This window comes from Pacificimonas pallii (assembly GCF_019204005.1).
Lineage (GTDB): Bacteria > Pseudomonadota > Alphaproteobacteria > Sphingomonadales > Sphingomonadaceae > Pacificimonas > Pacificimonas pallii.
The window spans coordinates 18769-45307 of sequence record NZ_JAGSPA010000004.1 but is presented as its reverse complement, the minus strand read 5'-3'; the positions used below and the strand labels follow the sequence as shown (position 1 = coordinate 45307).

25 protein-coding genes and 2 tRNA genes are annotated in these 26539 nt (G+C 60.9%); 12 read left to right on the top strand and 15 right to left on the bottom strand.

Translation table 11 applies throughout. From position 1 onward, the window contains the following. Window positions 1-20 precede the first annotated feature (20 nt). The 3 genes from KCG44_RS12030 to KCG44_RS12020 all read left to right on the top strand — a co-directional run bounded on the left by KCG44_RS12030 (window position 21) and on the right by KCG44_RS12020 (window position 2640). Window positions 21-623, top strand: a complete 603-nt coding sequence (locus tag KCG44_RS12030; RefSeq protein WP_218446363.1) for a J domain-containing protein — start codon at window positions 21-23, stop codon at window positions 621-623. Between the two features lie 20 nt (window positions 624-643). Continuing rightward, window positions 644-1660, top strand: a complete 1017-nt coding sequence (gene cobS / locus KCG44_RS12025; RefSeq protein WP_218446362.1) for a cobaltochelatase subunit CobS — start codon at window positions 644-646, stop codon at window positions 1658-1660. Between the two features lie 128 nt (window positions 1661-1788). Then, window positions 1789-2640, top strand: coding sequence for a hypothetical protein (locus KCG44_RS12020; RefSeq protein ID WP_218446361.1), 852 nt, complete (start codon window positions 1789-1791; stop codon window positions 2638-2640). A 274-nt stretch (window positions 2641-2914) separates the two neighbouring features. Here KCG44_RS12020 and KCG44_RS12015 read toward each other — a convergent pair whose 3' ends face one another. The 3 genes from KCG44_RS12015 to KCG44_RS12005 form a co-directional block, all read right to left on the bottom strand. Beyond that, window positions 2915-3181 (bottom strand): Txe/YoeB family addiction module toxin, encoded by a 267-nt coding sequence (locus KCG44_RS12015; protein ID WP_218446360.1) that lies wholly within the window; start codon window positions 3179-3181, stop codon window positions 2915-2917. After that, window positions 3178-3432 (bottom strand): type II toxin-antitoxin system Phd/YefM family antitoxin, encoded by a 255-nt coding sequence (locus KCG44_RS12010; protein WP_218446359.1) that lies wholly within the window; start codon window positions 3430-3432, stop codon window positions 3178-3180. Before KCG44_RS12010 ends, KCG44_RS12015 begins: the two co-directional genes overlap by 4 nt. 109 nt (window positions 3433-3541) lie before the next feature. Then, window positions 3542-5401 carry a sensor domain-containing diguanylate cyclase gene (locus tag KCG44_RS12005; protein ID WP_218446358.1) on the bottom strand — a complete coding sequence of 620 codons (1860 nt, stop codon included), beginning with the start codon at window positions 5399-5401 and terminating at the stop codon, window positions 3542-3544. A 578-nt stretch (window positions 5402-5979) separates the two neighbouring features. Between KCG44_RS12005 and cobT the strand changes: the two genes are divergently transcribed. Beyond that, complete coding sequence (cobT, locus tag KCG44_RS12000; protein ID WP_218446357.1) at window positions 5980-7842, top strand: cobaltochelatase subunit CobT; 1863 nt, start codon at window positions 5980-5982, stop codon at window positions 7840-7842. A gap of 234 nt (window positions 7843-8076) precedes the next feature. Next, window positions 8077-8691 carry a glycine zipper 2TM domain-containing protein gene (locus tag KCG44_RS11995; protein ID WP_218446356.1) on the top strand — a complete coding sequence of 205 codons (615 nt, stop codon included), beginning with the start codon at window positions 8077-8079 and terminating at the stop codon, window positions 8689-8691. A gap of 68 nt (window positions 8692-8759) precedes the next feature. On the opposite strand, the gene KCG44_RS11990 is transcribed toward KCG44_RS11995, so the two are convergent. Further along, window positions 8760-10673 carry a M1 family metallopeptidase gene (locus KCG44_RS11990; protein ID WP_218446355.1) on the bottom strand — a complete coding sequence of 638 codons (1914 nt, stop codon included), beginning with the start codon at window positions 10671-10673 and terminating at the stop codon, window positions 8760-8762. A gap of 25 nt (window positions 10674-10698) precedes the next feature. Further along, window positions 10699-11442, bottom strand: coding sequence for a 23S rRNA (guanosine(2251)-2'-O)-methyltransferase RlmB (gene rlmB / locus KCG44_RS11985; RefSeq protein WP_218446354.1), 744 nt, complete (start codon window positions 11440-11442; stop codon window positions 10699-10701). A gap of 145 nt (window positions 11443-11587) precedes the next feature. Between rlmB and KCG44_RS11980 the strand changes: the two genes are divergently transcribed. The 5 genes from KCG44_RS11980 (at window position 11588) to KCG44_RS11960 (ending at window position 13889) form a co-directional block, all read left to right on the top strand. Beyond that, window positions 11588-11673: transfer RNA gene (locus KCG44_RS11980), tRNA-Tyr, on the top strand. Window positions 11674-11713: 40 nt separating this feature from the next. Further along, a tRNA-Gly gene (locus KCG44_RS11975) sits at window positions 11714-11787 on the top strand. A 74-nt stretch (window positions 11788-11861) separates the two neighbouring features. Then, window positions 11862-12155 (top strand): putative quinol monooxygenase, encoded by a 294-nt coding sequence (locus KCG44_RS11970; protein WP_218446353.1) that lies wholly within the window; start codon window positions 11862-11864, stop codon window positions 12153-12155. Further along, entirely contained in the window at window positions 12155-12595 is a 441-nt protein-coding gene (locus KCG44_RS11965; protein ID WP_218446352.1) for a MarR family winged helix-turn-helix transcriptional regulator, read from the top strand. The genes KCG44_RS11970 and KCG44_RS11965 overlap by 1 nt, the downstream gene beginning before the upstream one ends. Before the next feature lie 190 nt (window positions 12596-12785). Next, window positions 12786-13889, top strand: a complete 1104-nt coding sequence (locus tag KCG44_RS11960; RefSeq protein WP_218446589.1) for a YeiH family protein — start codon at window positions 12786-12788, stop codon at window positions 13887-13889. A gap of 30 nt (window positions 13890-13919) precedes the next feature. Here KCG44_RS11960 and KCG44_RS11955 read toward each other — a convergent pair whose 3' ends face one another. From KCG44_RS11955 to KCG44_RS11945, 3 genes are read right to left on the bottom strand one after another with little or no spacing between them, the layout of a single operon-like run. Then, window positions 13920-15413, bottom strand: coding sequence for an indolepyruvate oxidoreductase subunit beta family protein (locus KCG44_RS11955; protein WP_218446351.1), 1494 nt, complete (start codon window positions 15411-15413; stop codon window positions 13920-13922). Beyond that, window positions 15413-17536 (bottom strand): ferredoxin family protein, encoded by a 2124-nt coding sequence (locus KCG44_RS11950; RefSeq protein WP_218446350.1) that lies wholly within the window; start codon window positions 17534-17536, stop codon window positions 15413-15415. The genes KCG44_RS11955 and KCG44_RS11950 overlap by 1 nt, the downstream gene beginning before the upstream one ends. Window positions 17537-17540: 4 nt before the next feature. Beyond that, a complete protein-coding gene (locus KCG44_RS11945; protein WP_218446349.1) occupies window positions 17541-18323 on the bottom strand; it encodes a cyclase family protein in 783 nt (260 codons plus the stop codon). Window positions 18324-18426: 103 nt separating this feature from the next. On the opposite strand from KCG44_RS11945, the gene KCG44_RS11940 reads away from it, so the two are divergent. Then, window positions 18427-18891 (top strand): MarR family winged helix-turn-helix transcriptional regulator, encoded by a 465-nt coding sequence (locus tag KCG44_RS11940; protein ID WP_218446348.1) that lies wholly within the window; start codon window positions 18427-18429, stop codon window positions 18889-18891. 28 nt (window positions 18892-18919) lie between these two features. Here the strand turns inward: KCG44_RS11940 and KCG44_RS11935 are convergent, their stop codons facing one another. The 7 genes from KCG44_RS11935 to KCG44_RS11905 form a co-directional block, all read right to left on the bottom strand. Next, window positions 18920-19306, bottom strand: a complete 387-nt coding sequence (locus KCG44_RS11935; RefSeq protein ID WP_218446347.1) for a VOC family protein — start codon at window positions 19304-19306, stop codon at window positions 18920-18922. Window positions 19307-19366: 60 nt separating this feature from the next. Then, entirely contained in the window at window positions 19367-19822 is a 456-nt protein-coding gene (locus KCG44_RS11930) for a hypothetical protein (RefSeq protein WP_218446346.1), read from the bottom strand. A gap of 17 nt (window positions 19823-19839) precedes the next feature. Next, window positions 19840-21303 carry an amidohydrolase family protein gene (locus tag KCG44_RS11925; RefSeq protein ID WP_218446345.1) on the bottom strand — a complete coding sequence of 488 codons (1464 nt, stop codon included), beginning with the start codon at window positions 21301-21303 and terminating at the stop codon, window positions 19840-19842. A gap of 99 nt (window positions 21304-21402) precedes the next feature. Further along, on the bottom strand, window positions 21403-22869 hold the full coding sequence (locus KCG44_RS11920; RefSeq protein ID WP_218446344.1) for an NAD(P)/FAD-dependent oxidoreductase: 1467 nt from the start codon (window positions 22867-22869) through the stop codon (window positions 21403-21405). Further along, complete coding sequence (locus tag KCG44_RS11915; protein ID WP_218446343.1) at window positions 22866-23177, bottom strand: (2Fe-2S)-binding protein; 312 nt, start codon at window positions 23175-23177, stop codon at window positions 22866-22868. Before KCG44_RS11915 ends, KCG44_RS11920 begins: the two co-directional genes overlap by 4 nt. 3 nt (window positions 23178-23180) lie before the next feature. Beyond that, window positions 23181-24380 (bottom strand): NAD(P)/FAD-dependent oxidoreductase, encoded by a 1200-nt coding sequence (locus tag KCG44_RS11910; RefSeq protein WP_218446342.1) that lies wholly within the window; start codon window positions 24378-24380, stop codon window positions 23181-23183. 17 nt (window positions 24381-24397) lie between these two features. Next, entirely contained in the window at window positions 24398-25315 is a 918-nt protein-coding gene (locus KCG44_RS11905) for a dihydrodipicolinate synthase family protein (RefSeq protein WP_218446341.1), read from the bottom strand. A 183-nt stretch (window positions 25316-25498) separates the two neighbouring features. Here KCG44_RS11905 and KCG44_RS11900 point away from each other — a divergent pair, with 183 nt between their 5' ends. Continuing rightward, a complete protein-coding gene (locus KCG44_RS11900) occupies window positions 25499-26404 on the top strand; it encodes a LysR family transcriptional regulator (RefSeq protein WP_218446340.1) in 906 nt (301 codons plus the stop codon). Window positions 26405-26539 lie beyond the last annotated feature (135 nt).

Below are 26539 nucleotides of genomic sequence, written 5' to 3'. Positions count from 1 at the left end.
TGCCGCCTATATGGGGCGGCGTGAGTGATGCGAAAGACCAGAGCCGGAACGCGGCGGCCGATTCGGAAGGCCCAAAGCCGAAGAAGCGCCGCGAACGCTTCCACGGCCGGGTGACGCGCGAGCGCCCCGCCACCTGCGCGCGCCGCGGCTGCCGCGAGCCTGGCGAATTCCGCGCGCCGCTCGCGCCCAACACCCCCGCCGCCCGCGACGGTGCGCCGGAATGGCAGTATTTCTGCCTCGACCATGTCCGCGAATTCAATGCGGGCTATAGCTGGAAAGGCGACATTCCCGGCCCTACAGACCGCTGGGACCGCGCCGCAAAAGGCTTCGCCGCTAACGCCTATGCGGGCGCCTTCGCCGACGAGCTTGGCATCTTCGGCAGGGACGCATTCGCCGCCGGCAGGAGCTCTGTGACGCGCTGGTCACCGGCAGAACGCGACGCGCTCGGCATCTTCGACCTTGGCGAAAGCGCCAGTGCCGCGGACATCCGCGCGCGTTACAAGGAGCTTGTGCGGCGCTATCATCCCGATTCCAACGGTGGCGACAGGTCGCATGAGGCGCGGTTGCAGGCCGTCCTCGATGCCTATACGTCCCTGAAATCCAGCTCTGCCTTTACCGACTGACTTCCCCTTAAAGGATCCCCATGGCCAGCCAGCCCGTCCCCAATGACAGTGACATGACCAACGCGACCATCATGAGCGCGCCCGATACCGAGGTGGACGCGCGTCAGACGTTCGGCGTCGATATCGACATGAAAATTCCCGCCTTTTCCAAGGCGGACGAGCTGGTTCCCGATCTCGATCCCGATTATGTCTTCGACCCGGAGACGACCCTGTCGATCGCCGCGGGCTTCGCCTTCAACCGCCGCGTCATGATCCAGGGCTATCACGGCACCGGCAAATCCACCCATATCGAGCAGGTCGCCGCGCGCCTGAACTGGCCCTGCGTGCGCATCAACCTCGACAGCCACATCAGCCGCATCGACTTGATCGGCAAGGACGCCATCGTGCTGAAAGACGGCCAGCAGGTCACCGAATTCCGCGAAGGGCTGCTGCCCTGGGCGCTGCAAACGCCGACCGCGCTTGTGTTCGATGAATATGACGCGGGTCGCCCGGACGTGATGTTCGTGATCCAGCGCGTCTTGGAGGTGGAGGGCAAGCTCACCCTCCTCGACCAGAACCGCGTCATCCGCCCGAACCCGTTCTTCCGCCTGTTCGCGACGAGTAACACCATCGGCCTCGGCGACACCAGCGGGCTTTATCACGGCACGCAGCAGATCAATCAGGGCCAGATGGACCGCTGGAACATCGTCACCACCCTCAACTACCTCCCCGCCGCGACCGAAATCGACATCGTCCACGCCAAGGCCGGAAAGATGTTCGCAGGCGACGACGGCAAGGCCAGGATCGAAAACATGGTGAAGGTCGCCGACATGACGCGGCAGGGCTTCATGAACGGCGACATTTCGACAGTCATGAGCCCCCGCACGGTCCTCACCTGGGCCCAGAACGCCGGCATCTTCGGCACTCTCGGCTTCGCCTTCCGCGTCAGCTTCCTCAACAAATGCGACGAACTGGAACGCCCGATTGTGGCGGAATACTACCAGCGGGTCTTTGGCGAGGATCTGCCGGAGAGCGTGGTGTCAAAGGCGCGGGGGTAAATTCGACGGAAAAGCATCAGGTGTAACGAACGGTAAATTCGCTCCCCCTTCCAGGGCTTCGTTCACTACTAAGAATTTTGTTGCATAATTGGAATTAATTTGATTCTAGACCCTGAAAAGGGAACGTTATGACAGTTTGTGTTTCTGTGAAAGTACATGATTGTCTTATTTTTGCTGCAGATAGCGCTTCGTCGTTGGTCGGTTCTGCATCGAATGGCGATCCTGTGGTTCTGAATGTGTACGATCATGGGAACAAAGTTTTCAATCTTTATAAAGGAAAACCGATTGTCGCCATGACTTGCGGCATGGGTCATATGGGCTATGCATCCATAGGTAATTTAGCCAAAGATTTTCGCCGGATGATCACGAAAGGTGTCAATGGCGATAAAATCGATCCAGAAAATTATACTATTAAAGAAGTTGTAACGCGCGCTCACGCATTCTTCTCAGAAAAGTACGTGCAAATTGACCCTAGTCCGGCAAGCCCGCATGGATTTGAGTTTTGGATCGGCGGATATGGAGCAAACTGCGATAATGCAGAGATCTGGAAACTTGTGATTTCCGATGGTGAGGTGTACGATCCGGAGTTGATAGCTGACGAAAGCCAAAGCGGACACGTGTCATGGGGTGGTCAGCCGAAACCCATTCAACGGCTCATTTTAGGCTATGATGCGGAACTCGCTGATGGGTTGGTGGAAGCCGGTATACCAGAAGGGACTGTCCAGCCCCTCTTAGCACAGGTTGGGCAACGATTGCTGACGCCGCTCGTTCATGCAGCAATGCCAGTGCAGGACGCTATCGCTTTGGCGGATTTTTTGGTCGATTTGACGAAGCGATACTTTGCCTTCTTACCAGGGGCTGACATTGTAGGAGGTGATACTGATATTGCCACGGTAACGAAGCATGAAGGCTTTAAGTGGATACGGAGAAAGCATTACTACGACGCTCACCTAAACCCTACGGAGACAGATCATGCCTGATCGTAAAGAGTCACCTTCCGAAGTGCGGGTTGTTCCGGGCAAAACAATGCCAAGCCCCCAGTATCATTATCAGCGATATGAGGGTCGGTCTGGCTCTGCTTCCGCTAATCCTTTAAAAACTGAAGGCAAAAAATTTAACGAGCTTCAGAATTTTGTTCCCACAGGAAGCTAGCGACCTTGAGGTTCCGGGCACAGGTTCACAGGTTCCGGGCAGGTTCCGGGGGCAGGTTCCGGGGACACCACACTAAATTCCCCATGTCAGCAGCCCGTCAGTTCAATAATGATACCGGCACTGCGCGATCTCCAGCGCCTGCGTGTCGCCTTTGCCACTGACCCGATAAACCAGCCGATGCTCGCGGTCGATACGGCGGGACCACCAGCCGCGTAGGTTGCCGCCCAGCGGTTCGGGTTTGCCGGTGCCGCGAAAGGGTGTGCGGCGGCATTCCTCGATCAGGGCATTCAGGCGGGTGAGCGTCTTTCCGTCCTCGGCCTGCCAGGATACATACTGCGCCCAGCCGCGCGAAGAGAAAACCACCTTCACGGCTTGATCAGTTCATGTTCCTCACCGCCGCCTGCGTCCAGCTCCGCAATCGCTTCCAGCAAGTGTTCGGCGTTCTTAGGCGAACTGAGCAAATACAGCGTCTCCTGCATGCTCTCCCACTCGCTTTGGGACACCATGACGACGCCCTCGGCCTTCTGCCGTGTCACGGTCACGGCAATCTTGTCCGCGCACACGCGGTCCATGACCGATTTCAGATTGGCGCGTGTATCCGAGTAGCTGATGGCCTGCATGACATTATCCTCTCACGGTTAAATATGTGCAGATATATGTACAATGTCAATTGCCCTCGCCCCCAACACGCGCCCGCACCCTCACCACCGCCAGCAACCGCCGCCCGCGCTATTCCCTGCCGATATGTACGAAATCCACCAGCCCGTCATGGTTCGTACGGTAGACACGCTGCGATGTGCCCGCGATGGCGGCGGTGCCGCGCGCATGGGCCTTGGCACGGTACAGCGCCTCATCCGCCCGCTTCAGAAGGTCGGAATGGTTCTTCGTGCCGCTGGTCAGGGCCGCCGCGCCCATCGTGGCCGACACCATGATGGTGTCGCCTTCATCAAATATGGGAATGCGCAGCGCTTCCAGCATTTCTGAAATCGTGCCCTCCAGATCGCTCAGCGTGCGCGCATCATCGATAAGCACGACGAATTCATCACCGCCCAGCCGTGCCGCGATATGTCTATCGAACGGCGCGGAGCGCAGGGCCTCGCCGATCTGCCGCAGCACGCTGTCACCCGCCAGATGACCCAGCCGGTCGTTGACGTTCTTGAAATTATCCAGGTCGAGCAGCAACACGGCGAAGTCGCCGCCATTCGCGCGGGCGGCATCGGCGCCCTTGTCCAGTTCTTCATAGGCAAAGGCGCGGCTGTAGAGTCCGGTCAGTTCATCGGTATAGATGCGTCGGCGCAGGTCCTGTTCCATCCGGTAGCGGGCCGTGATGTCCTGAAACACACCGATCAGGGCAGTGGGCGCGCCGTCCTTCATTTCGCGAATGCCCATCGCGCGCACGCGCTTCTTCACACCGTTCGCATCGACGAAATCCAGTTCGTGATCGAAGGGGGTGCCATCTGCGACGCATTCGGCCACAGCCGCCTCGGTAATCCGGCGTTCCTCGGGGGGATAGAATTCCAGCGCATTGTCGAGCATCTCGGTATTGCCCGAAAGCCCGTGGATCGCGGCTGTCTGCTCCGACCAGTTCACCTCATCGGTGGCCAGGTCCAGCCGCCATGATCCGACTTTTGCCATCCGCTCGGCGAGGCTGAACTGCCTGTTTGTGCGCTCCAGGGTTTCGATCAGCCGGGCATTGCCCTTATTGGTCTTCGCCAATTGCTTTGCCATGCGCCGGTTTCTCGCCAATGCGGCGGCCAGCGGGAAGGCGAATAGCAAGAGGACCAGCAGGTAGAATTGCAGGAACAGGACCTGTCCCGCCGTACCCGCCTCGCTCAGCCGCACCGGTCCCGACCCATATTCAGTCAGCACGGTGCTGATGACCGCGATCAGAAACACGGTCATACTCGCGCCCACCATGCCCATTCTGTAGGCAGCGATCATGACCACGACCGGCGTCAGAAAGAGGATCGGATAGGTCGTTTGCGCGAAGACAGGGACGACGACTGCCAAACTCAGCATGAAAAGGCCCGCAATTTCGAGGCGCGGCCATTTGGCGCCATAATGGCCCCATTCCCTGCTGCGGATCTTCGCCAGGAAAACCAGCATCGGTGCCACGATCATAAGGCCCAGGAATATGGTCATTCCCCACGACATGAAAAATGCCCCGCTGCCCTGGGTTAGCAGCGTGGCCGTCGCCGCACCGACAGAAGCGGCCGCGAGCATGCAGGTGGTGAAACCGCTGACGCCCCTAAATGTGTAAAATTGCAATTTTCCGCGTGCGAAGCGGTCAAGCAGCGCGGCCGCGCTCAACGCCGCCAGCACGTTTGCCATGGCGAACGCCAGCACCGTGCCGGGCGGCGCCATCATGGCCATACTCACGGCCGCGCTGCCCGTGAACAGGGCGGCAAGATAATAGATCCGCCGGTTCTTTTTTGTCAGGAGTAGCACCGCGAGGGCAAGGCCGCTTGCCGGCCAGATTATCGGCACGCTCCCGCCAATGGACAGGAACTGCATCGTCAGCATCGCCGATCCGGCATAAGCCAGCAAAAAGAGCAGTGGCCCCAATATTCTCGATGATTTCAGAAACATATGCATGCAATTATATATGGTCAACATCGTTAATAATCAGCAAACTGGCAAAGATAATTGATCCAAAGCGGATCATTCCCAATGAAAATATATTTCCAATTTTCATTGGTATTATTCTTACATAATTCTATGTAAAATTAAGCACATGCGTAAATCATCTGTGAATATTATTATATAATATCTATATTTCTTTCATAGAATTCTTGATAAATTCAAAGTCGAAATGAATTTTCTTGCCATGTTCCGTCGGTGCAGGAATGGCGTGGACGGAATGCACATCATTCCTGCACGGCCTGGCTCCCGGCTTCGGTGTCCTTTCCCGCGCACCCTGCATAAAGACACCTTGCGCTTCCGCTCCCGCGCTCTGCCCCCCCCCGTGTCATTTCCGCAGGTTGCAAAATAGGGTTTCTTCACCGACAATCCGCCGATGCATGACATCCGATCAGCCGCCCTGCGGTGCTTTCCCGTTTCGAACCGGCACGCCGCTGCCGATAAGGCTGCGCGCGCGGCATTCTGGCCGCACCATCTCACCAGCGGACATAGTGTGAAGTGAGTGTGAAGTTACAAGGTCGGAGCCGATGAGCGCGAAGTCAGATTCCCCTGTTGAGGATTTCCGCCATGCCCTCGCCGCCACGCTGCGCGCGATGGGACATGTGGATGAGTTCGAGCTGAGCTACACCGCCGACAAACCCTCTTCCTCGGCAAATTCCGCGCGCGTGCCGCAGCCGCCGCGCGCCATGCCCGCACGCGAAATTGCCGAATGCCGGGGCTGGGCCGATACGTTCGCGCTGAAACAGCGGTATCATAACGCGGCGGCGCATATGGCGGCGCAGCCCGCGGCGGGCGCGGCGCGCGATGTCTTCAACGCGATCGAGCTCGCCCGCTATGAGGCCATTGGCGCGAACGCGATGCCGGGGACTTCAGCCAATCTGGACGCAATGGTCAGCGCGCGCACGCGTATCGATCCGATCGCGCGGGCACGCGATGCGGATGAAGTGCCGCTATCGACCGCTGTCGGCCTGATCGTACGGGAGCGGCTGACGGGCGCGCCGGTACCGGAACAGGCGGCGCTCGGCGTATCGCTGGTACGCGACTGGATCGAAGACCAGGCGGGCGAGCATCTGGATGACCTGCCCGCACTGCTCAACGACCAGAAAGCCTTCGCAAGGCTGACACGAAGTATCCTGCGCGATCTGGAACTTGAGGGCGCGGAAGAGGATGACGACACCGAATCCACCGAGCCCGATGATGATCAAAACGATGATCCCGACGATTCGGACGGCGACGAGGATGAAGAGGACGACGACAATGCCGCCGGTCAGGACAGTGCGCTCGACACGCGTTCCGAAGATTCCGACGGTGAACCGCAGGAGGGCGACCAGGACGCCGAAATGGACTTTGACGACCTGGCCGATGCGGAAATGGGTGACGAGGCGGATGAGGGCATGCAGCCTTTCCGCCCCAACATGCCGTGGACCGACCTGCCAAAGACGTTCGATTACGGGGCGTTTACTGCGGAATATGACGAGATCCTGGGTGCCGAAGAGCTGTGCGATCCCGAGGAACTGACCCGGCTGCGTAGCTATCTGGACCAGCAACTGACCAGCCTGCAGGGTGTGGTGGCCAAGCTCGCCAACAAGTTGCAGCGCAAATTGCTGGCGCAGCAGAACCGGGCCTGGGACTTCGATCAGGAGGAGGGCATGCTCGATGCCGCCCGCCTGGCCCGCATCATCACCAACCCGACAAGCTCGCTGAGCTACAAGGTCGAGCGCGATACCGATTTTCGCGACACGGTCGTCACGCTGCTGATCGACAATTCGGGATCGATGCGCGGACGGCCGATTTCCATCGCCGCCATTTGCGCCGACATTCTGGCCCGCACGCTGGAACGCTGCGGTGTGAAAACGGAAATTCTCGGCTTCACGACCCGCGCCTGGAAGGGGGGATCGAGCCGCGAAAAATGGTTGCAGGAAGGCCGCCCGGCACAGCCCGGCCGCCTCAACGACCTGCGCCACATCGTCTACAAGCCCGCCGATGCACCGTGGCGGCGCGCGCGCAAGAATCTGGGCCTGATGATGCGCGAGGGGCTTTTGAAGGAAAATATCGACGGCGAGGCGCTGTTATGGGCGCACAGCCGGATTGCCAGCCGCCCGGAGGAACGCCGCATCCTGATGGTGATTTCCGATGGCGCCCCGGTCGACGATTCCACGCTCAGCGTGAACAGCGGCAATTATCTGGAAACCCATTTGCGGCAGGTGATCGACTGGGTGGAGACCAAAAGCCCCGTTGAGCTGATCGCCATCGGCATCGGCCATGACGTGACCCGCTATTACAAGCGTGCCGTCACCATCATGGACGCCGAACAGCTGGGCGGCACGATGGTGGAGCAGCTGGCACAGCTGTTCGAGGATGAAGGTCCGGGGCAGAAACGTGCGGCCTGAAAGCGGGAAAGGAGGGCTTTGCCGGTCCGTGACTCCGGCTCTCGGCGGTATGACGCGTGATGTTGGGCGCAACCCCGCCACATGAACCGAATCTGCACGCTCCATTCAGGCAACTCTCAAACCCGTTCAGGCAGTGTCCGATTCGTGGTCGCAGGTTCAACGATGGTCCCCTGTTTCACCTGCGATCACACCCCTTCTCGAGCGGGAAGGGCATGTATCAGAAGGAGCAACGACATGCTGAAGCCAATTCTTATCGCGACCGTCGCCGCAGGCGGTTTCGCAGCAGCAGCCCCCGCCATGGCGGATGACGATGATCGCCGCTGGAATCAGCGCTACGAACGCGGATATGACGATAGCCGCTGGGCAGACCGCCGTGCCTATCGGCAGGATCGGCAGGATCGCCGCGCTCACCGCGCCTACCGGGCCGGCTATGACGATTATCGCCGCGGCTATGAACGCAACGCCAGGCAGTTCGGCGCGAAATTCGCCCGCAAGGCCTATAAGCGCGGCTATCGGGATGCGCGCCGGGAATATCGTCAGGCGGCGCGCTATGACCGCCGCTACGAGGACAGTTACCGCCGCCCGATCCACTACCGCTCGGCGCGCGATGTCCGCGGCGGCTGGTACGGTCAGAACGGGCGCTATTATCAGAGCTACGACAGGTGCAGGCGGTCGAGCGGCAAGGTGAATGCGGGAACGATCATCGGCGGCGTCATTGGCGGCGTGCTCGGCAATGAAGTCGCCGGACGCGGCGACAAGACGATCGGCACGATCATCGGTGCCGCCGCCGGTGGTGTGCTTGGCCACGAGGTCGGCAAGGGCGATGACCGCAAGCGCTATTGCTATTGAGCGGGAAACCGGACTGAGGCCGGGGGAGCGGTGCCATCGCGCCGCGCCCCCGTCTCATGCCCCGGACATCATGGCGCGCCGCGCGCCAGCGCGGCTTCGGCCGCCCGCTGCGTCAGGGGATGATAGCCATCCTTCGCTGTCGCATAGGCATCCCGCGCAATTTCAAGGCCCCAGTCACCCTGATCCACCAGCCCTTCGTAAAGCGGGCTGAGAAACAGGTTGCGACCGACCTCATTCAGATATGCCTTCAGCGAGGGGACGGCGGGCTCGTAGCGATTGTTGATGGCAATCTCGTACCATGCCGACCGCACATAGGCATTGTTCGATGTCGACAGGCCCAGCGTCTCGTCGAGCTCCTGCAGCCGGGAATCCGTCTGTTCCCGCGGCAGGCCGCGCAGCAGGCGCAGCCACTGCTGCGTCGCCCAGCCGCGGGTATCGATATCGGCGGCGGCACCGCCCGCAACAAAAGCGTCCCGGACGGCATCGACATCCGCCAGCACGGTCGATCTTTGGGCAATGGCATTGTCCGGCAGGCCCGGCTCATAGGCCCACTCGTCGACCTTCAGCTTCGCCTCCAGCTCCGCATCGCCCTTGATCAGATTGGCGCGCAGGTCCGCCAGAAAGCCCGCGGTTGTCTGCGGCTGAAAGGCATTGCGGTCGAAATAGGCGCGCAGATACGCGTCCCAGACCTCCCGCCCGACGGTGCGCTCCAGCGTGCGCAGAAAGGTCATTCCCTTGAAATACTGGATGCGCGCCGGTCCGTCGGAAAGGTCGCTGTGCAGGCGGGTCGTCGGCGCATCGGCGCCCTCTTCATCAAGGATCCTCAGCATCTCCTGATAGTCAAGATCGGCGTAAAGGTCGGCGCGGTCCTTGCCATAGAGGCCTTCCATGATGCGATTCTCGAAATAGGTCGTGAAACCCTCGTTCAGCCAGCTGTCTTTCCACGTCGCATTGGTGACCAGATTGCCGGACCAGCTGTGCGCCAGTTCATGCGCCACGACATCCGTGTTCGACCGGTCGCCGGTAATCAGCGTCGGCGTCAGAAAGGACAGGTTCGGGTTTTCCATGCCGCCATAGGGAAAGCTTGGCGGCAGCACGAGCATGTCATAGCGGCCCCAGCGATAGGGGCCGTACAGCGCCTCCGCGGTGTCGATCATCGCCTCGATATCGGCAAATTCATCCGCCGCCGCGTCAACGATTTCCGCCTCCGCATAAACACCCGAGCGCGGCCCAAGCTCCCGGAAATCAAGGTCGCCAATGGCGATGGCGATCAGATAGGGCGGTACGGGGTTTGGCATTTCGAACCGGTAGGTCATCATGCCGTCGCCCGCATCTTCCGGCCCGCCGCTGGCATCTTCCGTCAGGCTCAGCGCGCTCATGACCGGAATCACGCCCTCGGGCACAGTGATCTCCGCCGACCAGGTCTGGCGAATGCCGGGGCTGTCCTGCGTCGGAATCCAGGTGCGGTTGAGGATCGCCTGGCCCTGACTGAACAGAAAGGGCTGACGCCCGCCCGCCGTCGCTTCCTTCGGAAGCCATTGCAGCGCCGCCGCAGCGGGAGCGGATGTGTAGGTAATGACCACCTGCTCCGCGCCGTCCAGCTGGATCGTCAATGGCGCGCCGAGCAGCTCGTCCGCTTCGCCGACCGACCATGCCAGCGCCTTGCCGTGCGCATCGGTGACGCTGTCAATCTCCAGACCACCATCATCCAGCACGACGGCCTCGCCGCCATCGGCAACCTGCAGGTCGAGCGTGGCCGTTCCGGACATGCGCTGCGTTTCAAAGTTGGCCGTCAAATCCAGATCGACATGCGTCACGCGGGCCACGTTTGGGACAGCATAGGTCCACGCGTCCACCGCCTCTGGCGCGGTCAACACGTCAGCTGGCGCGGCGCGTTCGGACCGTGCCTCATCCGTGCCGGTCTCAGGCGAGCAGCCCGCAATAAGCGCGGCGGTCATGGCGGCTAGAAATGCAAAACGCATGAGAAACTCCGGATGCTAAGGTAAATTATCGGCTGACCGCGTAAAGCGCGACAGCGGCGGCGTTGGATACGTTCAGGCTTTCAATCGCATCGCTGATGGGCAGGCGCGCGAGGATATCGCAATGCGCGGCGACGTTCTGGCGCAGCCCGTCCCCCTCCGCGCCCAGCACCAGACAGGTCGGCAGGTCGCGCGTCGCATCCGACAGCGTTCGTTCCGCTTCACCGGCCAGGCCGATGCGCCAATAGCCCGCCTCCGCGATCTCTTCGAGCGCGCGGGACAGATTCGTCACGCGGCACCATGGCACACGCTCCAGTGCGCCTGACGCCGCCTTGGCCAGCGCGCCCGACTCGGGCGGCGAGTGACGGTCCTGCGTGATTACGCCCGCCGCACCGAATGCCGCCGCCGAGCGGATGATCGCGCCGACATTGTGCGGGTCGGTGACCTGGTCCAGCACCAGCAGCGGTTTCCCGCCTTTCAGCAGCTCGTCAAGGTGCACCACCGGCAGCGCATCGACCTCGATCACCAGGCCCTGATGCGGCGCGTCGCCCGGCACCATCCGCGCCAGCGCCGCGCCGTCGCCGCGCTCCACGGGCATATCGGAGGGCAAGTGATATTTCTGCGCGACTTCGCCCGTCACGAACAGCTTGCGGCAGACGCGTCTGGGATTGTCGAGCGCCGCCTCCACCGCGTGCCGGCCGTAAAGACGGATCGCGCCCGCGCCGCGTTTCGCTTTCGACGCCTCGCGCCCTGCCCTGCCCCTGCGTGCCATGACTTGATTCCTGAAAAGAAGGTTTGCCGCAACGATCTGGCGCGCGGCGCGGCGCAAGGCAAGCGCTCGCGCATTCCGGGCGCTATGGAGTTGACAGTGAACATGCGCTTCGCCATCTAGCGCGGCCTTGCCAGAACACCTCTGTGGAGGGGTGGCCGAGTGGTTAAAGGCAGCAGACTGTAAATCTGCCCGCGTATGCGTACACAGGTTCGAATCCTGTCCCCTCCACCATGTTTGCGGTAAGCGCTTTGCGGGGCACAGGCCCTGTTTTGCGGGCGTAGTTCAATGGTAGAACACCAGCCTTCCAAGCTTGTGATGCCGGTTCGATCCCGGTCGCCCGCTCCACCGCAAATTCCATCCCGCCTCTTGCGGCGCGGCATTTCGGCGATATGGTTATCATGATAAGAAAGGAGCATGCCATGGATGACCGTTTGCATGTCTTTGCGAAAATCACGCCTAAATCCGCACATTTCGCAGCCGCCAGAACCGCCATTCAGGACATCGTTTCCCGGACGCGGGCTGAGCCCGGTTGCCTGGCCTTCGCGCTGTTGGAGGGCCGGGACGATCACTGTCTGTATCTGATCGAGCAATGGACCGGCCAGGATGCTCTCGATCACCATTATGCACAAAGCTACACGGCTGCCGTCTTCGCGAAATATGACGGCTGGCTGGCCTGTCCGGTCGAGGTCACGAAGATGCGCGGCGTCACCTGATGTTCTTTTTGAAAGACCTGCCAACGCAGCGGATGCTGCAACGCTATGCCGCCGAACATCCCGAAATGGATGTGGATAAAGTCGCCGCGGCCCTGACGATGATGCGGCGGGCGAGTGTCCTCATCCGTGCGCTGGACGCCTATTTCGCCGCGTTCGACCTGTCATTGCTTCGTTTCCTGATCCTGATCGTCATCGACCGCGAGGCTGCGGATGCGCGCCTGACCATCGGCGACATTGGCAGGCGCATCGATGTGTCAAAGCCGGTCATGACGCGAACACTGAAGCGCCTTGCCGACGGCGGCCTGATCGACATTGCGCCGGATGGCGCCGACAAGCGATCGAAAGTGGTGACACTGACAGCGGCAGGACAGGACAGGCTCGCCCGTACCCTGCCCGGTTATTTCAAAATGATCAGCGGCGATATGGCGACCGCCATGTGACCCGCCATCGCGTCCGGCGCCCTCTCTTCATCCGGATGTTCGCCGTTCCGCCAGCCAGGGCCAGGCTGCCGATTGCGCCGCGCGATACGCCTTTGCCAAAATCCTGCGTGACCACGACGCCATGTCTGCTAAGCGCGCATTCGGCAAAAGCGGCAATGAGGATATTGCCGGCTGGACGGGGACGGAACGCATGGCGGTAAAACCGGTCGATACGAAGCGCGCGCCGACCAGCCCCTATTTTGCAGGCGATCTCTACGGTGAACTCGCGCTGATGCAGGCGGAGACCTCGCGGCCGAAAGTCACCGCGATGTTGCCGGGCATGATTGCCTGTGTCACGGCCAGCCTGGCCGCCGCCTGGCTAAGCACCACATATGGCATGCCGATCATCCTGATGGGGCTGCTCGTCGGCCTCGCGATGAACTTCATATCGCGCGACGAGCGCACACATCCGGGCCTGGATTTCGCATCGCGCACACTCCTCAGGATCGGCATCGTCATCCTGGGGACGCAGGTCACGCTCCAGCAGATCGCCGCGCTTGGCATCACGCCGTTCATGGCGCTGCTGGTCGTAATGGCATGTGCGTTCGGCGCCGCCATTCTGTGCGCGAAAATGGTCCGGCAGCCCGTTGAATCGGGCGTACTCGCGGGCGGCGCCACGGCCATTTGCGGCGCCTCCGCTGCGCTCGCACTTTACGGTGTGATCGGGAAAGAGCGGCTCAGCCAGGCACAATTTTCCATCACGCTGGTCGGCATTTCGCTCGCCAGCGCGCTTGCCATGTCCTTCTACCCCGTCCTGGCGGCGGAAATCGGCCTTGATGACCGGCAGGCAGGTTTCCTGATCGGCGCGTCGATCCACGACGTCGCACAGGCCATTGGCGGCGGCTTTGCCTATTCCGACGAGGCGGGGCGCAATGCCGCCATCGTCAAACTGTCCCGCGTCGCGCTGCTTGCGCCCATCGTGGCGCTGACGGCGCTGTTTCTGAAACGGGCTGGCGGCGGCGACGAGGAGAATGGTGAGAAGGCCTTGCCATTGTGGAAACGGTTCGCGCTGCCCTGGTTCATCACCGGCTTCCTGGCGCTGCTGCTTGTCAATTCTCTCGTACAGATGCCCGCACCGGCCGCGCAGCACAGCCTGACGGTGTCGAAAGCGATGCTGCTTCTTGCCGTCACGGCAACGGCAATGCGGTCGCGAATGGACCTGATCATGAAAAGCGGCTGGCGCACGCTGATGCCTGTGGTGGCCGCGACGCTTGCTTCCCTGCTTGTGGGAATCGCGGCGGCGTTCATGATCTAGGACAAATCCGGTCGGCGCGTCCCCGGCCTGTCAGGCGACGAGTTCCGCCTTGAACGCCTGGCCATCTTCATCGCCGAGCGCGAGGGTGCGCAATCGGCGGATCCGCGCGGCCGACCTGTCCGTGGGCGCGCATTTTTCGTAGTCGGCCAGAATGGCTTCGAAATTGGTCAATCCCCGGTCGAAAGTATCGCCGTAACCCTTGATCAATCGCTGGCATCGCACCAGTTCCAGCGCGATGTCGCGATCCTCCGCAACCGCCCGTTTCACGGTTTCAAGCCAATTGTCGATTCGGTTCTGTTCTTCGACGAAACGTAGCGAGGACCGCCGAAACCTGCGCATCCCGGCAAGCGCGCGCAGCAGCAGATACCAGCGCAGGCGAGAGGTGCGGACATGCCTGCCATTCTGGAAAAACCGGCCGAGGAACCGGCTTATCCACCGCGTTCGAAGAATGGTCCGTCCGACCGCGGCAGGCAGGGTTTCGCAGACTTCGCGCAGCCGCGGATGCATGAATTCGGTAATCGAGACGAGCTGCCCGGGGGTTGCGCCAATTTCCTGGTGAACCCTTGTGGTTCGGCTTGAGCGAACCTTGAGGTCCGCGACGCGCACGGTGTCCTCATAGCTCATCCACAGGGCAAGATAGCGCGCAACCTCGTCGGTCAGGCTATGGGGCTCCTGATCGAGGCGCGCGATCGAGCCGACCCGGTCGAGATAAAGATCCGCATAGGCCTGATCCTGATAGTCCATCAGCCGCTGCGCCCCTATCCTTGCGTGGCGACGGGCCATGTGCGGCAGTTCGGTGTCGATGCGTTCGGCCAGACGCCGGCCCGCCGCGGTCGTCGGTACCGGTTCCGCAAGTGCCGGTTCTGCGGGCAATGGTTCGGCGGCGGCGGCGCTGTTTTCCCGGGCAGCCTGATAACCAAGCCGGAACCCCGCCAGATTGCTGTCAACGGCAATTCCGCTCGCGCGGATGACGTTTTCATATGCCTCGAGCGGAAACGGCATGGCTTCGCTACCGGCCAGCGCCCCGAACATCACCGAACTGACGACGCTGTTCGATTGCCGTGTGGCCCGGTCCATATCGAAGCCGATGAACTTCCGTGAATTCCTCCGCGCCGCCGCTAGGATATTTTCGCTGCTGCGGCGTCCGTCGCCCATCGCCGATTTTTCGGAAATGGCGAAGATCCGGTGGGTCGAACCGATCAGGGTGGTACGGTCGGCGGATGAAAAACCACGGAGAACCGCCCGCCCCGTTTCCATCAATTCCGAAGCCAGCACGATGTCGACATCGCCCGGCACCGGCATCTGCGCCATGATCGGCTGCCGCGTCGTTGCCGCCCTGGTCAATTCCACATAATATACGGTCGAGCCGGTCCGCTGCGCCACGCCGGGTACCGACGTTCTCTGGGCCAGCCGGCCGGACGCGACGGCGAGATTCTCGATCCACTCGGCCAACACGCCCCCGCCCTGCCCGCCAAGCGCCAGGATCGCCACGCTCAGCCGTTCGCGCTGCGCCGGTTCGGGCATTAAAACGCCCTTTCCAGCCGGGCGCGATCATGCCGGCCTTGAAACCAGCCGATGATGGCGCCGCGCGTGGCCGCCCAGAACCTGTCCCAGCGTGTAGGGTTCGAAATGATCGCCGCGCGATAGAAGCTGGGGCAGAGCACGGCCGCGTGGCTGACCTCGCCGCACAGCCCGCAGCCCACGCAGCTATTATCAACATGCGCGACCGGATCTTCGCGCAGGGGATCGGGATTGGGCCTGATCGACAGGGACGGACATCCCGATAGCCGGATACAGCTATGGTCGCCGGTGCAGGTGTCCGGGTCGACGCCGAAGCGTTCGCGCACGACCCGCTTTTTATCCTTCAGGGCCTGACGCACGACCCGCTTTTCGCGGCGCTGGCGGGTGAGCATGCATTCCGACTGCGCCACGATTACCTTCGGACCCGTGTCGGGCGTCTGCATCGCTTCGCGCAGCGTGTCGCGCATATGTTTGATATCATAAGTGTCGTCGATGGTCTTCACCCACTCGACCCCGACGCCCCGCACCGCACGGGCGATGGGGTTTCGGGTCTTTCGCGCGGGATTGTCGGCGCGCGAGGACAGGATGTCCTGACCGCCGGTTGCCGCAGAATAGCCATTGTCGATAACGATCGTGACCGCATCATCCTTGTTGAACACGGCGTTGCCGATGCCCGATGTCAGTCCGTTATGCCAAAACCCGCCATCGCCCATAATGGCGATCGCGCGCTTCTCGCCAGCCTTGAAGGCCGACGCGCCCGCGCTTCCCAGGCCGTAGCCCATCGTGGTGTTGCCGATATTGAACGGCGGCAGGATGGAGAAGAGATGACAGCCAATATCGGCCGAGACATGGGCCGGGCCAATTTCCCGTTCGAGCAGCTTCATGGCAGTGAAGATCGGCCGCTCGGGACATCCGGTGCAAAAGCCTGCCGGGCGCGCCACGATATCGCTGGCGACCGCCGGTACGCGGCTGGGCATCCGCTCGGCAATGACCATATCCCGCGACCATTCCCGCAAGAAATCGCGTAGTCCCTCGCCGATGACGCTCGCGGTATATTCGCCAGCGCGCGGCATGATGTCCTTGCCGACGATCCGGGTCGTTAGACCGGCCCGGCGGATCAGCGTGTTCAGTTCGTGTTCGATAAACTCCGGCTGTCCCTCTTCCAGCACCAATATGGCGCGCTTGCCCGTGCAGAACGCGGCCACTTCTTCCGGAATGAGGGGGTAGGTGACATTGAGGCAGTAGATCGGCAAATCGCTGTCACCGAAGCTGTTCGACAGGCCGAGCAGTTCCTGCGCACGGTTGAGGCTGTTGTACAGGCCGCCCTGGACGATGATCCCGATATCGCCTTCATCCGGCCCGAAATGCTCGTTGAGCCGATTGTCACGGACAAAGGCGATCCCCGCCGGCCACCGCTTTTCGATCTTTTCAATCTCATGAAGAAAGTTGGCGGGCGGCAGGACGATCCGCTCGACATCGCGCACCGGCGAGGCCGCCGCTTCGGAAACCGTCATGCGCGGCCGCTGGTTGTCCTTCGCGACAAATTCCCCGGTCATGTGGCAGGAACGGACCCGAAGTTCCAGCATCACCGGCGTGTTCGACGCCTCGGAAAGTTCGAAGGCCTGTTCGACCATCGCCACAATGCTGGGCAGGTTCGGCCGCGGATCGAGCAGCCACATCTGCGATTTCATGGCAAAGGCGTGGGTGCGCTCCTGCATGATCGAGGAGCCCTCGCCATAATCCTCGCCCACGATAATGAGGGCGCCGCCCTTCACGCCGCCGGATGCGACATTGGACAGCGCATCGGACGCGACATTGGTGCCGACGACCGACTTCCACGCCACGGCCCCGCGCAGGGGGTAATTGACGGAGGCGGCAAGCATCGCGCCGGCGGTCGCCTCCGACGCGCTGGCTTCGAAATGGACGTCCAGCGATGCCAGCAATGCGCTGGCATCGGCGAAGACATCCATCAGGTGGCTGATCGGCGAGCCCTGATAGCCGCCGACATAGGCAACGCCCGACTGCAGCAGCGCCTTGGTGACGGCAAGGATACCTTCACCCCGAAACACCGCGCCCCGGCCAGCCTCCAGTTTCAGGACTTCGCGCTTGAACGACCGTTCCGCCATGCCGTCACATTCCGACGAGCGCAAGGACCCGCAGCGGACTGCCGGAGCCGCCTCGAATCTTCAGCGGCGCAGCCACCACGATCGCGCCGGTCGGCGGCAGTTCGTCGAGATTCTCCAGGCACTGGAGGCCGTAACGGCCCGCACCGTGCAACAGGGTGTGCGCCGGATAGGGCGGCTCCAGCAGATGGGCCTGCCCGGCATCCGTTCCGATCGTCTCGACGCCGAAGCCGAGCACATCGCGTTCCTCCACCAGAAACCTCACGGCGTCTGCGGAGGGGCCGGGGGTGTGCGCACCGTCCTCCCGGCGGTTCACATAATCGTCCGGCGATCGCTTCGACCAGTCGCTGCGAAAGAGCACCCAGCTTCCCGCCGGTATCCGGCCATGATCCTGTTCCCAAACGGCAATATGTTCGACATCGAGCAGAAAATCCGCATCGGCAGCGCATTGGGCGGAAAAGTCGAGGACGACAGCCTGGGCGATGAAGTCCTTCACAGGCAGTTCATCGACGGCGTTATTCTCCAGCTCACTGCCGCTGACCCAATGAACCGGCGCATCGAAATGGGTGCCTGTATGCTCGCCGACGGTGAAATTGCTCCAGTACCAGGCAACGCCGCGCGCGTCATAGCGGGAGATCTCCTCCCGCGAAAAGGGTGCGCACTGACCGAACTCCTCCGGCAGTATAAGCGTGGGCGTGTCCTCCGACAGCGTTTGGGTGAGGTCGACCACGCGGACCGCGCCGTCGGCGATCGCTGTGGCAAATTGCGCAAGCATCGATGAACTGGACATCTTTTCCTCCACTGGTCAAGGCCGGGAACAGGCTGGACGAGAAAACTTGCAAATGCAAGTATCTTTGCCGGGACGACATGTTCATGTGCCAGGGAATGACGATGTGACTGATGATCTGCGTCCGCTAGGCGATCCGGGATCGACGCAATTCGAGGTGAAATATTATCCCTTTTATCTGCTCAACCGCGCAGTCGGCAGGTACAATACGGTGATCGAGATGGAACTGCGCAAGATCGGATTGGACATCCCCGGCTGGCGGGTATTGATGATCCTGGGCGAACAATCACCGCGCCCCATCGCGCAAGTGGCGAAAACGGCGGTCATCAACATCTCGACCATGACACGCATCGTTGAAAGGATGGTCGCGTCGGAACTGATTGAGACGGTGCCATGCGGTAAGGACCGCCGCGTCAGACAGCTTGCGCTTACCGGCAGCGGGCATGAAAAGCTCGCCGCGGCGAGAAAACTCGCCGAACCCGTCTATCGCAAGCTGGTAGACGGCTTCTCCGCCAGCGAGTTCGCTGATCTGATCGATTATCTGAATCGCCTGTATACACGGCTTGACTGATGCATCGGCGCTTCGGCAACCACCTGGCCTAGCTGGCAAGCCAGCAGAGAACTTCGATCGCGTAGCCTTCGCAATCCTCGCAGATAAAGCCGTAGAAGGACTGAGCTTCATTGACTCTGGTCACTTTCGGCGTGCCGATTATCGGCACGCGATCGCGTCTGGCACGGCCATGCCAGTCGTCCACCGCGCTCCGGTTTTCGGCGATCAGGCTGAGCATGACCGGTTTGTCTTTTGCAGGCCGCAGCGATCCGCCGCCGCCGACCAGGCCGAGGGATGCGCCTCCCGCCAATGAAAACAGATGAACCCATTCGGTGGATGTCGCCGGGGTGCGCTGCAGAAACGCCTCGTAGAACGCCGCGGCCCGGGGCAGATCCTCGTAGTAGAAAAAGGTGATGGTGCCCGTGATTGCGGTCATAACCATTCCCCGTTCGCATATTGCCAGCCCGCCCGCTGGCTCACGCCGACGGCGCGGCGCTCAGCTTTCCGGGCCGGTGTCCATGCTCAGAAAATGAATATATTCGATTTTCCCGTTTTTTAGCAGCGCATATCCCATGAGTTCGGACGTGTTCACCACCGCGCTGCCCTTGTCGCGCGCGCGGATGACATGGTGCGTGAAAATCTTGTCGCCGCTTTCAAAACCCATTTCGAACGGCAGGACGATTTCGACTTCGTCGACCTGCGAATGTATCCGCCGGAAATGCGGGACCATATTCGCGACGCCTTGGACCGACACCTTATTGTTGACGACAATCGCGGCGTCCGCTGTGAAAAAGCGTGAAAACGCGTCTTCGGTCAACGCGTCCTCGTCCTTGATCGCCTCGTTCCACCAGGCGAACATATCAACAAGGACATTGCTGCTCTCATCATGCGCCGAAGCTGGAGATGCCAACAGCAAAAACGGCAGGACGAGGGTCATGAGAAGACGTTTCACCAGGATATACTCCATCTTTATTTCCAGGATAGAGTGTCCTTGCGAACACCCTCTTTATAAACAAGATTGATCTTGTGCCACGCCCAGCGCTCGGTCAGCGGATCCGCGCGCAGCGATATCAGGTCGGCATATTTTCCCGGCTCCAGCGTACCGATACGGTCGCCATAGCCGATGGCCTCGGCGGAAACGGCCGTCCCCGCACGGATCGCATCCATCGGCTTGAAACCGCCCTCAATCAGATATTCGATCGAATTGCCGATGGCACCGTAATAGAGCGTGTCCAGGCCCAGAGTGACCCTGACCCCTGCGTTAAAGGCAGCAAGAGCCTGGCCCTGCTGGGTTTTATTGGATGGGAAGAAATCGCGTTTCGCGCGGTGCGATTCGCCATCCTCATAAGGCCGGTCGACCGTCCGCACCTCGGGGTTCTTCTCAAGATATTCGAAATAATGCTTGCGGCCATATTCAATCCAGTCGGCCGGGCCGGTGGCGACATTGTCGAGATAGTCCCATGTGCTTTCGTCGGGCCGGAAGCCGACATAAACCAGCGGCGTAAGGCTGACTGAGACATCGTGCTTCACCAGCAGGTCGATGATTTCCCTGGTCATCGGACGCGCGTGCTCAATATTGTCCGCCCCCGCCAGGACGGCCTGCTTGATCGACGATCCCCAGCGCCCGGTCGCATGCACCGTGACCTTCATGCCCCAGCGATGCGCCTCGCCGATGATCGCGCGCAGTTCCTCGTCGGTGTACATTGTCTCGGTCGGCGAAAGGTCGAGCAACAGGATCTTGAGCCATTCGGCACCGGCGAGGGCTTCGCGCCTGACCTTCTTTTTCGCTTCCCACGGGCCGTCGACCCAGCTGTCCGATCCGCCATGGCCGCCCGTGGGCGTCAGGCCCGTACCGCCATAGATAATCCGCGGGCCCGGCACGATGCCCTTTTCGATACCTTCTCGAATGAACAGGTCGACCGGATTGTCCTCAGTCCCGGCGGACACCATTCGCATGGTCGTGACGCCGGAAAGCAGGGACGCACGGGCATCGCGAACCATATAGAGCATCTGCTCCGCGCCCGGTGCCTGGCCCTGGGCATTGAGGCCGGACACGCCGTCGAGCCCGGCCGCGCCATAACGCAGATTGAGATGGCCATGCGTGTCGATCAATCCAGGCAGCACGGTTTCCGCCGACGCGTCGACAATCGTCGCGCCCGGCGGAATGACGACATCGGCCCGGCTGCCGACCGCCTCGATCAGCTTGCCCCTGATGACGATCACGCCGTCACGAATTGGCTCCCCACCGCGGCCATCGATAATCTGCCCAGCCATGATGGCTGTGACATCGCCGCCAGCCGGGACGGCCTCGCGCGCCTGTGCCGCCTGTGCCATCAACAGGCTGGCAAACATGGCCGCCATAACCAGGATACCGCGCCTGGATCGTCTCGCCAAACCAGCCAGATCGCGCGCGACCCATTCCGTAACCGCCATTTGCAACACCCCTTGTCAAACGCCATCCCAAGCCATTCTCGCAACTGTGGATGGCAAGCATCATTGTTTCAATAACACATTATGTCCCCGGCCATTGCCTCACGTGCAACGCCCATCAGATATTGTCGCCGGGATGGCCGACACGGGCACGGGACGGACCGGCCATCTCGCCTCGAATGGCTGCAGATTTTCCGGAGACACTCTCCCAGCGGCGATCAGCGATGCGGCCGCGTTCGCATAGCACAGGCGCCCCTGACAAAACCCCATCCCCACACGCGACAATAATTTCAGGGCGTTGGGGCTGGTCACTTCGGGGTGCGTAGCGAGGATTTCCCGGACGGTTTTGCAGGTCACCTTCTCGCAGCGGCAAAGAATGCTGTCTTCCGTGGCCATTGCGCCCAGCAGTCCGGGGGGAAGAGCGGACAGGCGATTGAGGTAGGCTGCGAACCGCTTTTCCCGCGCCAGGCCGCGCCGTGCGCGCGCGCCGACACGTGATAATTTGCCGATGCCATTCAGCGACAGCGAAGATGCCATACCCAGTCCGGCCAGCGTTCCCTCATGCCGGCTGGCATCAGCACCGGCCATGCCGGTTATCTCCCCAGCGACATATAATCCGGAAAGGCTGCTTTCCATCGCCGCTGAATGATCGACGATCCAGCCGCCAGCCGCTTCCAGCCAGCGCACCTTCGCACCGGCCTGACGCGCCAGTTCGGACGAAACCTGAAAGCCATAGCACAGCCCAAGACGGTCGACGGTGAACCGCTTGTCCTCGGCACCGGCGGTGCCGCTTCCCCGATGATCGACAGGCGTGAGTGACACCTCGGACAATTGGGCCGAGCCCTCCGCCGCATTCACCCTGTGCCTGAAGAATATCCGCGTACCCGCGCGCCTGATCCGCCAAAGGCTATGCGCGGCGGTCAGGAACACCCGCCAATGGGTCAGCAATATCAGCGGCCGCCGTAGCACGCCGAAAAGGAAATCTCGCCGGGACTGCGCGAACGCGACGGCCTTTACCGACGCTCCGGCCGCGATCATTTGCGACGCGACCAGAAGCATGAAGGGATGCGTGCCGGAAAACAGGACGGTTTCGCCAGCGAGCATTTGCTGTCCCTTGAGCCAGCCCTGTAGCGCGCCGGCACCCATGACGCCGGGCAACAGGCTGCCGGGAAAAGGCACCGGGCGCTCGTGGCAACCCGCCGCGACCAGAACCCTCTTCGCCTTCACGCTGCCAAGTGTGTTTCCGGACAGGGTACTGATTTCGAACCCGGATGCTGCCTCCGCGGGTTCTATGCCCAGCACGGTGGTGGAGAACAGCCAGGTGACCTCCTGCGTTTCGACACGGCGCAGCAGCGCCTTGAGCGCGCCGTAAAGTCCCCCCGGCAGCCAGCGCCGGATGATGAACGAGCGCGGCGGCTGACGCATGATCTGCCCGCCGGCGCGCGCCTGCTCGTCGATAATGGCAACGCTTGCGCCGAGACCTGCCAGCACCTCCGCGGCCGCCAGACCGGCGGGACCGGCACCGACGATCACGACGTCATATGCTCGGCTCTCTGGAATTTGCGTCATTCCGGCTGCCCGCTGCCGCAGGTGGAGATGCGCTGCCCGGGCCGGGCAGGTGTCAGACAGGCCCGTACGCGATGAACCTGATCCGAACCGGAATCGTCGGTCACGGCAACAAGGCAGTCATAGCAGACCCCCATATTGCAAAACGGCCCTCTTCGGTTTCCCTCCCGGTCGGTCGAGCATCCGACCTTGCCCGACAGGATCAGGCACGTCGCCAATGTTTCGCCTTCAAATGCCGTGACCGGAATATCGTCGATGAAGAGCGTGAAACTGTCGCCGCGAACGACTCCCGCATGAATCCGTTTCGCCATGGTTCAGGCGCTCGCCATGAAATTGTTGATATGATCGAAGCGCGCGGGACTGTAGATTGAAATGTCATGTTCCGTGCGCCGGGTCACCATCAATTCGGCAATCAGCGCCGCATAGGCCGGACCAAGCGTGAAGCCCGAGCCGCCAACCGCTACGAAATAGCCCGGGCTTTGCGGCACCTCACCCAATAGCGGCAGTTCGTCATGCGTGACGCCGACCGTTCCGGTCCAGCAGCGCAATATATGCAGGGCGGCAAGAGCGGGCACAGCCTTCGTCGCCAAAGCGATATTACCTACTATCTTGTCGAGCTGCGCACGAGGACGGCGGCGGTAATCGGGGACGCCGTTCGACCGTTCGAACCGCGAAGACCATCCGCCTCCGATCAGGACGTTGCCCGCGGCGACCTGCTTTAACGACAATTTGGCACCGGCGCGCTGCAGGAGATGCGGCAGGAACGCTTTGGTACGTTCGGTGACCGACATGGTGAGAGGAAGCGGAAAAACCGGCAGATGAAGATGCGCAAGGCGGCCGGCCTCGGCGGCAAAAGCACCCGCCGCGTTCAACACCATGCCGATCCTGACAGTTTCAATTTCCTCACCCGGACTGTTTCTCAGCTGGGCGATCCACCCGGTGCCTTCAGGTTTCAGCAAAACCACTTCGCAGCCCGTTTTCAAAATAGCGCCATGCCGTTTCGCAGCGCGCGCATATGCCGGTGTGACCAGACGGGGATTGGCATGGCCTTCCTCGGCGAGATAGCTGGCCATTTGGACATCCTCACCCAGATATGGTGCCAGTTTGCGCAGTTCCGCCGCGGTCAGCAACTCGCTGTCGATACCAAAGCTGCGTTCAAGCGCATTCTTCTGTTTCAGCAACGCGACCTCGGCGTCGGTAACGGCCAGCATCAGCCCGCCATCCATCGTGATTTCCAGATCCGCCCGAAGCTCGCTCTCAAGCGTCTGCCAAAGCTGGATCGCGAACGCGTTCAGCGGCAGAATACGCGCGAATTCCCCGCCTTTGTCACTGCCATGTTGCAGCAATCTGTGTTCGAGTTGAAAGTGGAGCGATCCTGCGTTCTGGCCGGATGCGAGACTGTTGATTTCGTTGCGTTCGGCCAACAGGACCGAGCTACCGCGCTTCGCCAGATAATATGCGCTCGCACAGCCGGTCAAACCGCCGCCAATGACAAGCGCATCATATGATTTCATCGGTTAAACACGTGGTTTCAAATTATTCCCAAAGATGTGAGCGACTGCCTCACAATGGCAACCTCCTCCTCACGAAGCGGCAGGATCGGTCGGCGCGGATTTCCTCCGGGCAGGCCCTGCAGGTTGAGGGCCGTTTTCATGATAGCCTGGGCGGAACCAAATCTCGCCATATAATGATCATCAAACCAGTCATTCATGATCTGCTGGTCCATCGCGCCGTAAGCAAGCGCCTCTTTTATGTTCCCGCGCCAGAACTCGTCGAAAAATTGCGGCTGATTACGCCCCAGAACGGCTCCGGCGCCCATTAGACCATCGGATTTTCCGGCCTCCAGCAGGGCAAGTCCGCGCTCGTTCATCGGGCTGCCGAATATGCGGATCGTCTGGTGAAGTTCATCCGCAGAATCGAGGAATTTCCGCTCCACACCGGTGGAGTTCTTAAGGGCGACCACCTTATCCAGTTCGCTCAATCGTTTCAGCAGCGACAGGGAAAGATCGACCCCGGTTCCGGGCGGCCAGTTATAGATGCATATGGGAAGATCGACAGCGTCATTGATCTCTTCGTAAAACGCGTAGATGCTTTCATCCGGCGGCTTCACATAGGGCGGCGGCGTCACCAGGATCCCGTCAAAACGGCAAGCCTTTGCGATTGCTGCCAAGGAGATGACTTCCGCTGCGGTGAAGGCATTGCACCCTGCCACGAGAGTCATCTTACCGCCAAGCACATCGCCCGCGATTTTGAATAGCTGTCCCTTTTCGGCATTGGTCATGGAAAACCATTCCCCGGTGGTGCCGGCGACAACGACGCCGTGCATCCCTTCCTGGTTCAACCATTCAAGCAGGTCGGCGAACATCCTGCCGTCGAACGCGGAGTTCTCGTCGAAAGGGGTCGTGATTGCCGGGATATATCCTCGCCAATCGATTGAATCCCTGTCCATACAATCTCCTTTGCCCCCCATGCTATTTTTGACCGAAGCAAACAGCGAATTTGAACAGGCTGGCGGCCACCAACATGGTGTATTATCAAAATAATACAGTCAATCTAGTTGTCTGGTCGCACGTCTCCAACTACAAATATTTTGTATTTCCGTTGCCTATGACGCAATTAAGGACGTCCCTTTATGAACTTCAATCTTTCGAGATTACGCTATCTTTACGAGGTGAGCCTGTGCGGCTCCATGCGGGCGGCAAGCGAGAAAATGAACGTCGCGCCGTCATCAGTCAGTCGGCAAATCGCCATTTTGGAGGACGAGCTCGACGCACCTGTGCTCGAACGCGGCCGGGGCAAAGCCAAGCTGACCGATGCCGGGGCGATGGCGGTTGAATATTATCGCGAGGATCGCGCGCGCAAGGAAACCCTGGCATCCCATCTCGACGAGATACGCGGGCTACAGCGCGGTTGCGTCCGGCTTGCCATTGGCGAGGGCTTTGTCGGCGACCTGTTCACAGAGGCCATGCATGCATTTCTAACCAGATATTCGGCCATCGACCTCGACGTCAGGGTGACCGGCACGAACCAGGTTCTTTCCATGGTGGAAGAGGACGAAGTGCATATCGGCATGGTCTTCGATTGCCCCACCCTGCCGCGAATTTCGATCAAGCATAGCTACAGTCTGCCTCTGAAGGCGGTGATGTCGCCGGACAATCCCCTTGCCCAAAGCGAGATGGTCGGGCTCCCCGATCTGGCATCGAGCAAATTTGCGCTTCCGCCGCCAAATTTCAGAATTCGTGAAGTCATCGAAAGAGCCGCTTTCGATGAGAAGATCGCGCTGGCGCCAGCGATGATATCGAATTCCCTACTGATCCTGAAAAACCGTGTCATGGCACCGGACTGCGTCACGGTCCTGCCTGATTTTGCGATCTTGAAGGAACTGAAAGCAGGACATCTTGTTTCGGTTCCGATCAGAAGCAAAAGCCTTTCGAACACTTCCGCCGGCATCGTTACCCGGCTCGGGCGTCTGCTGCCGCTGTCCGCGCAAGCGTTTCTATCCAATTTGCGCGGCAGCTTTCAGCGTGAGCTGGGATAGACAGCCTGTTGCCTGGGGAGCAACATTTCCTGCGCTGCGATGACATTGCCATTGGATTGACGAGCCCGATAAGGTCGTTCCGGACACGTCTGGGGGCATTTGAATCCAGATGGTCTTTGATAGGGGGGTGTGGCT

What these genes read in the sequence shown, in the direction of transcription:
- KCG44_RS11955 (WP_218446351.1), bottom strand. Translation starts at nt 15,413, where the DNA reads ATGCCCGAACCGGCGCAGCGCGAACGGCTGAGCGTGGCGATCCTGGCG.
- KCG44_RS11960 (WP_218446589.1), top strand. Translation starts at nt 12,786, where the DNA reads ATGGCGGTAAAACCGGTCGATACGAAGCGCGCGCCGACCAGCCCCTAT.
- KCG44_RS11920 (WP_218446344.1), bottom strand. Translation starts at nt 22,869, where the DNA reads ATGACGCAAATTCCAGAGAGCCGAGCATATGACGTCGTGATCGTCGGT.
- KCG44_RS11970 (WP_218446353.1), top strand. Translation starts at nt 11,862, where the DNA reads ATGGATGACCGTTTGCATGTCTTTGCGAAAATCACGCCTAAATCCGCA.
- KCG44_RS11995 (WP_218446356.1), top strand. Translation starts at nt 8,077, where the DNA reads ATGCTGAAGCCAATTCTTATCGCGACCGTCGCCGCAGGCGGTTTCGCA.
- KCG44_RS11905 (WP_218446341.1), bottom strand. Translation starts at nt 25,315, where the DNA reads ATGGACAGGGATTCAATCGATTGGCGAGGATATATCCCGGCAATCACG.
- cobT (WP_218446357.1), top strand. Translation starts at nt 5,980, where the DNA reads ATGAGCGCGAAGTCAGATTCCCCTGTTGAGGATTTCCGCCATGCCCTC.
- KCG44_RS12010 (WP_218446359.1), bottom strand. Translation starts at nt 3,432, where the DNA reads ATGCAGGCCATCAGCTACTCGGATACACGCGCCAATCTGAAATCGGTC.
- KCG44_RS11945 (WP_218446349.1), bottom strand. Translation starts at nt 18,323, where the DNA reads ATGTCCAGTTCATCGATGCTTGCGCAATTTGCCACAGCGATCGCCGAC.
- KCG44_RS11900 (WP_218446340.1), top strand. Translation starts at nt 25,499, where the DNA reads ATGAACTTCAATCTTTCGAGATTACGCTATCTTTACGAGGTGAGCCTG.
- rlmB (WP_218446354.1), bottom strand. Translation starts at nt 11,442, where the DNA reads ATGGCACGCAGGGGCAGGGCAGGGCGCGAGGCGTCGAAAGCGAAACGC.
- KCG44_RS11935 (WP_218446347.1), bottom strand. Translation starts at nt 19,306, where the DNA reads ATGACCGCAATCACGGGCACCATCACCTTTTTCTACTACGAGGATCTG.
- KCG44_RS11990 (WP_218446355.1), bottom strand. Translation starts at nt 10,673, where the DNA reads ATGCGTTTTGCATTTCTAGCCGCCATGACCGCCGCGCTTATTGCGGGC.
- cobS (WP_218446362.1), top strand. Translation starts at nt 644, where the DNA reads ATGGCCAGCCAGCCCGTCCCCAATGACAGTGACATGACCAACGCGACC.
- KCG44_RS12005 (WP_218446358.1), bottom strand. Translation starts at nt 5,401, where the DNA reads ATGTTTCTGAAATCATCGAGAATATTGGGGCCACTGCTCTTTTTGCTG.
- KCG44_RS11915 (WP_218446343.1), bottom strand. Translation starts at nt 23,177, where the DNA reads ATGGCGAAACGGATTCATGCGGGAGTCGTTCGCGGCGACAGTTTCACG.
- KCG44_RS11910 (WP_218446342.1), bottom strand. Translation starts at nt 24,380, where the DNA reads ATGAAATCATATGATGCGCTTGTCATTGGCGGCGGTTTGACCGGCTGT.
- KCG44_RS11965 (WP_218446352.1), top strand. Translation starts at nt 12,155, where the DNA reads ATGTTCTTTTTGAAAGACCTGCCAACGCAGCGGATGCTGCAACGCTAT.
- KCG44_RS11950 (WP_218446350.1), bottom strand. Translation starts at nt 17,536, where the DNA reads ATGGCGGAACGGTCGTTCAAGCGCGAAGTCCTGAAACTGGAGGCTGGC.
- KCG44_RS11925 (WP_218446345.1), bottom strand. Translation starts at nt 21,303, where the DNA reads ATGGCGGTTACGGAATGGGTCGCGCGCGATCTGGCTGGTTTGGCGAGA.
- KCG44_RS12020 (WP_218446361.1), top strand. Translation starts at nt 1,789, where the DNA reads ATGACAGTTTGTGTTTCTGTGAAAGTACATGATTGTCTTATTTTTGCT.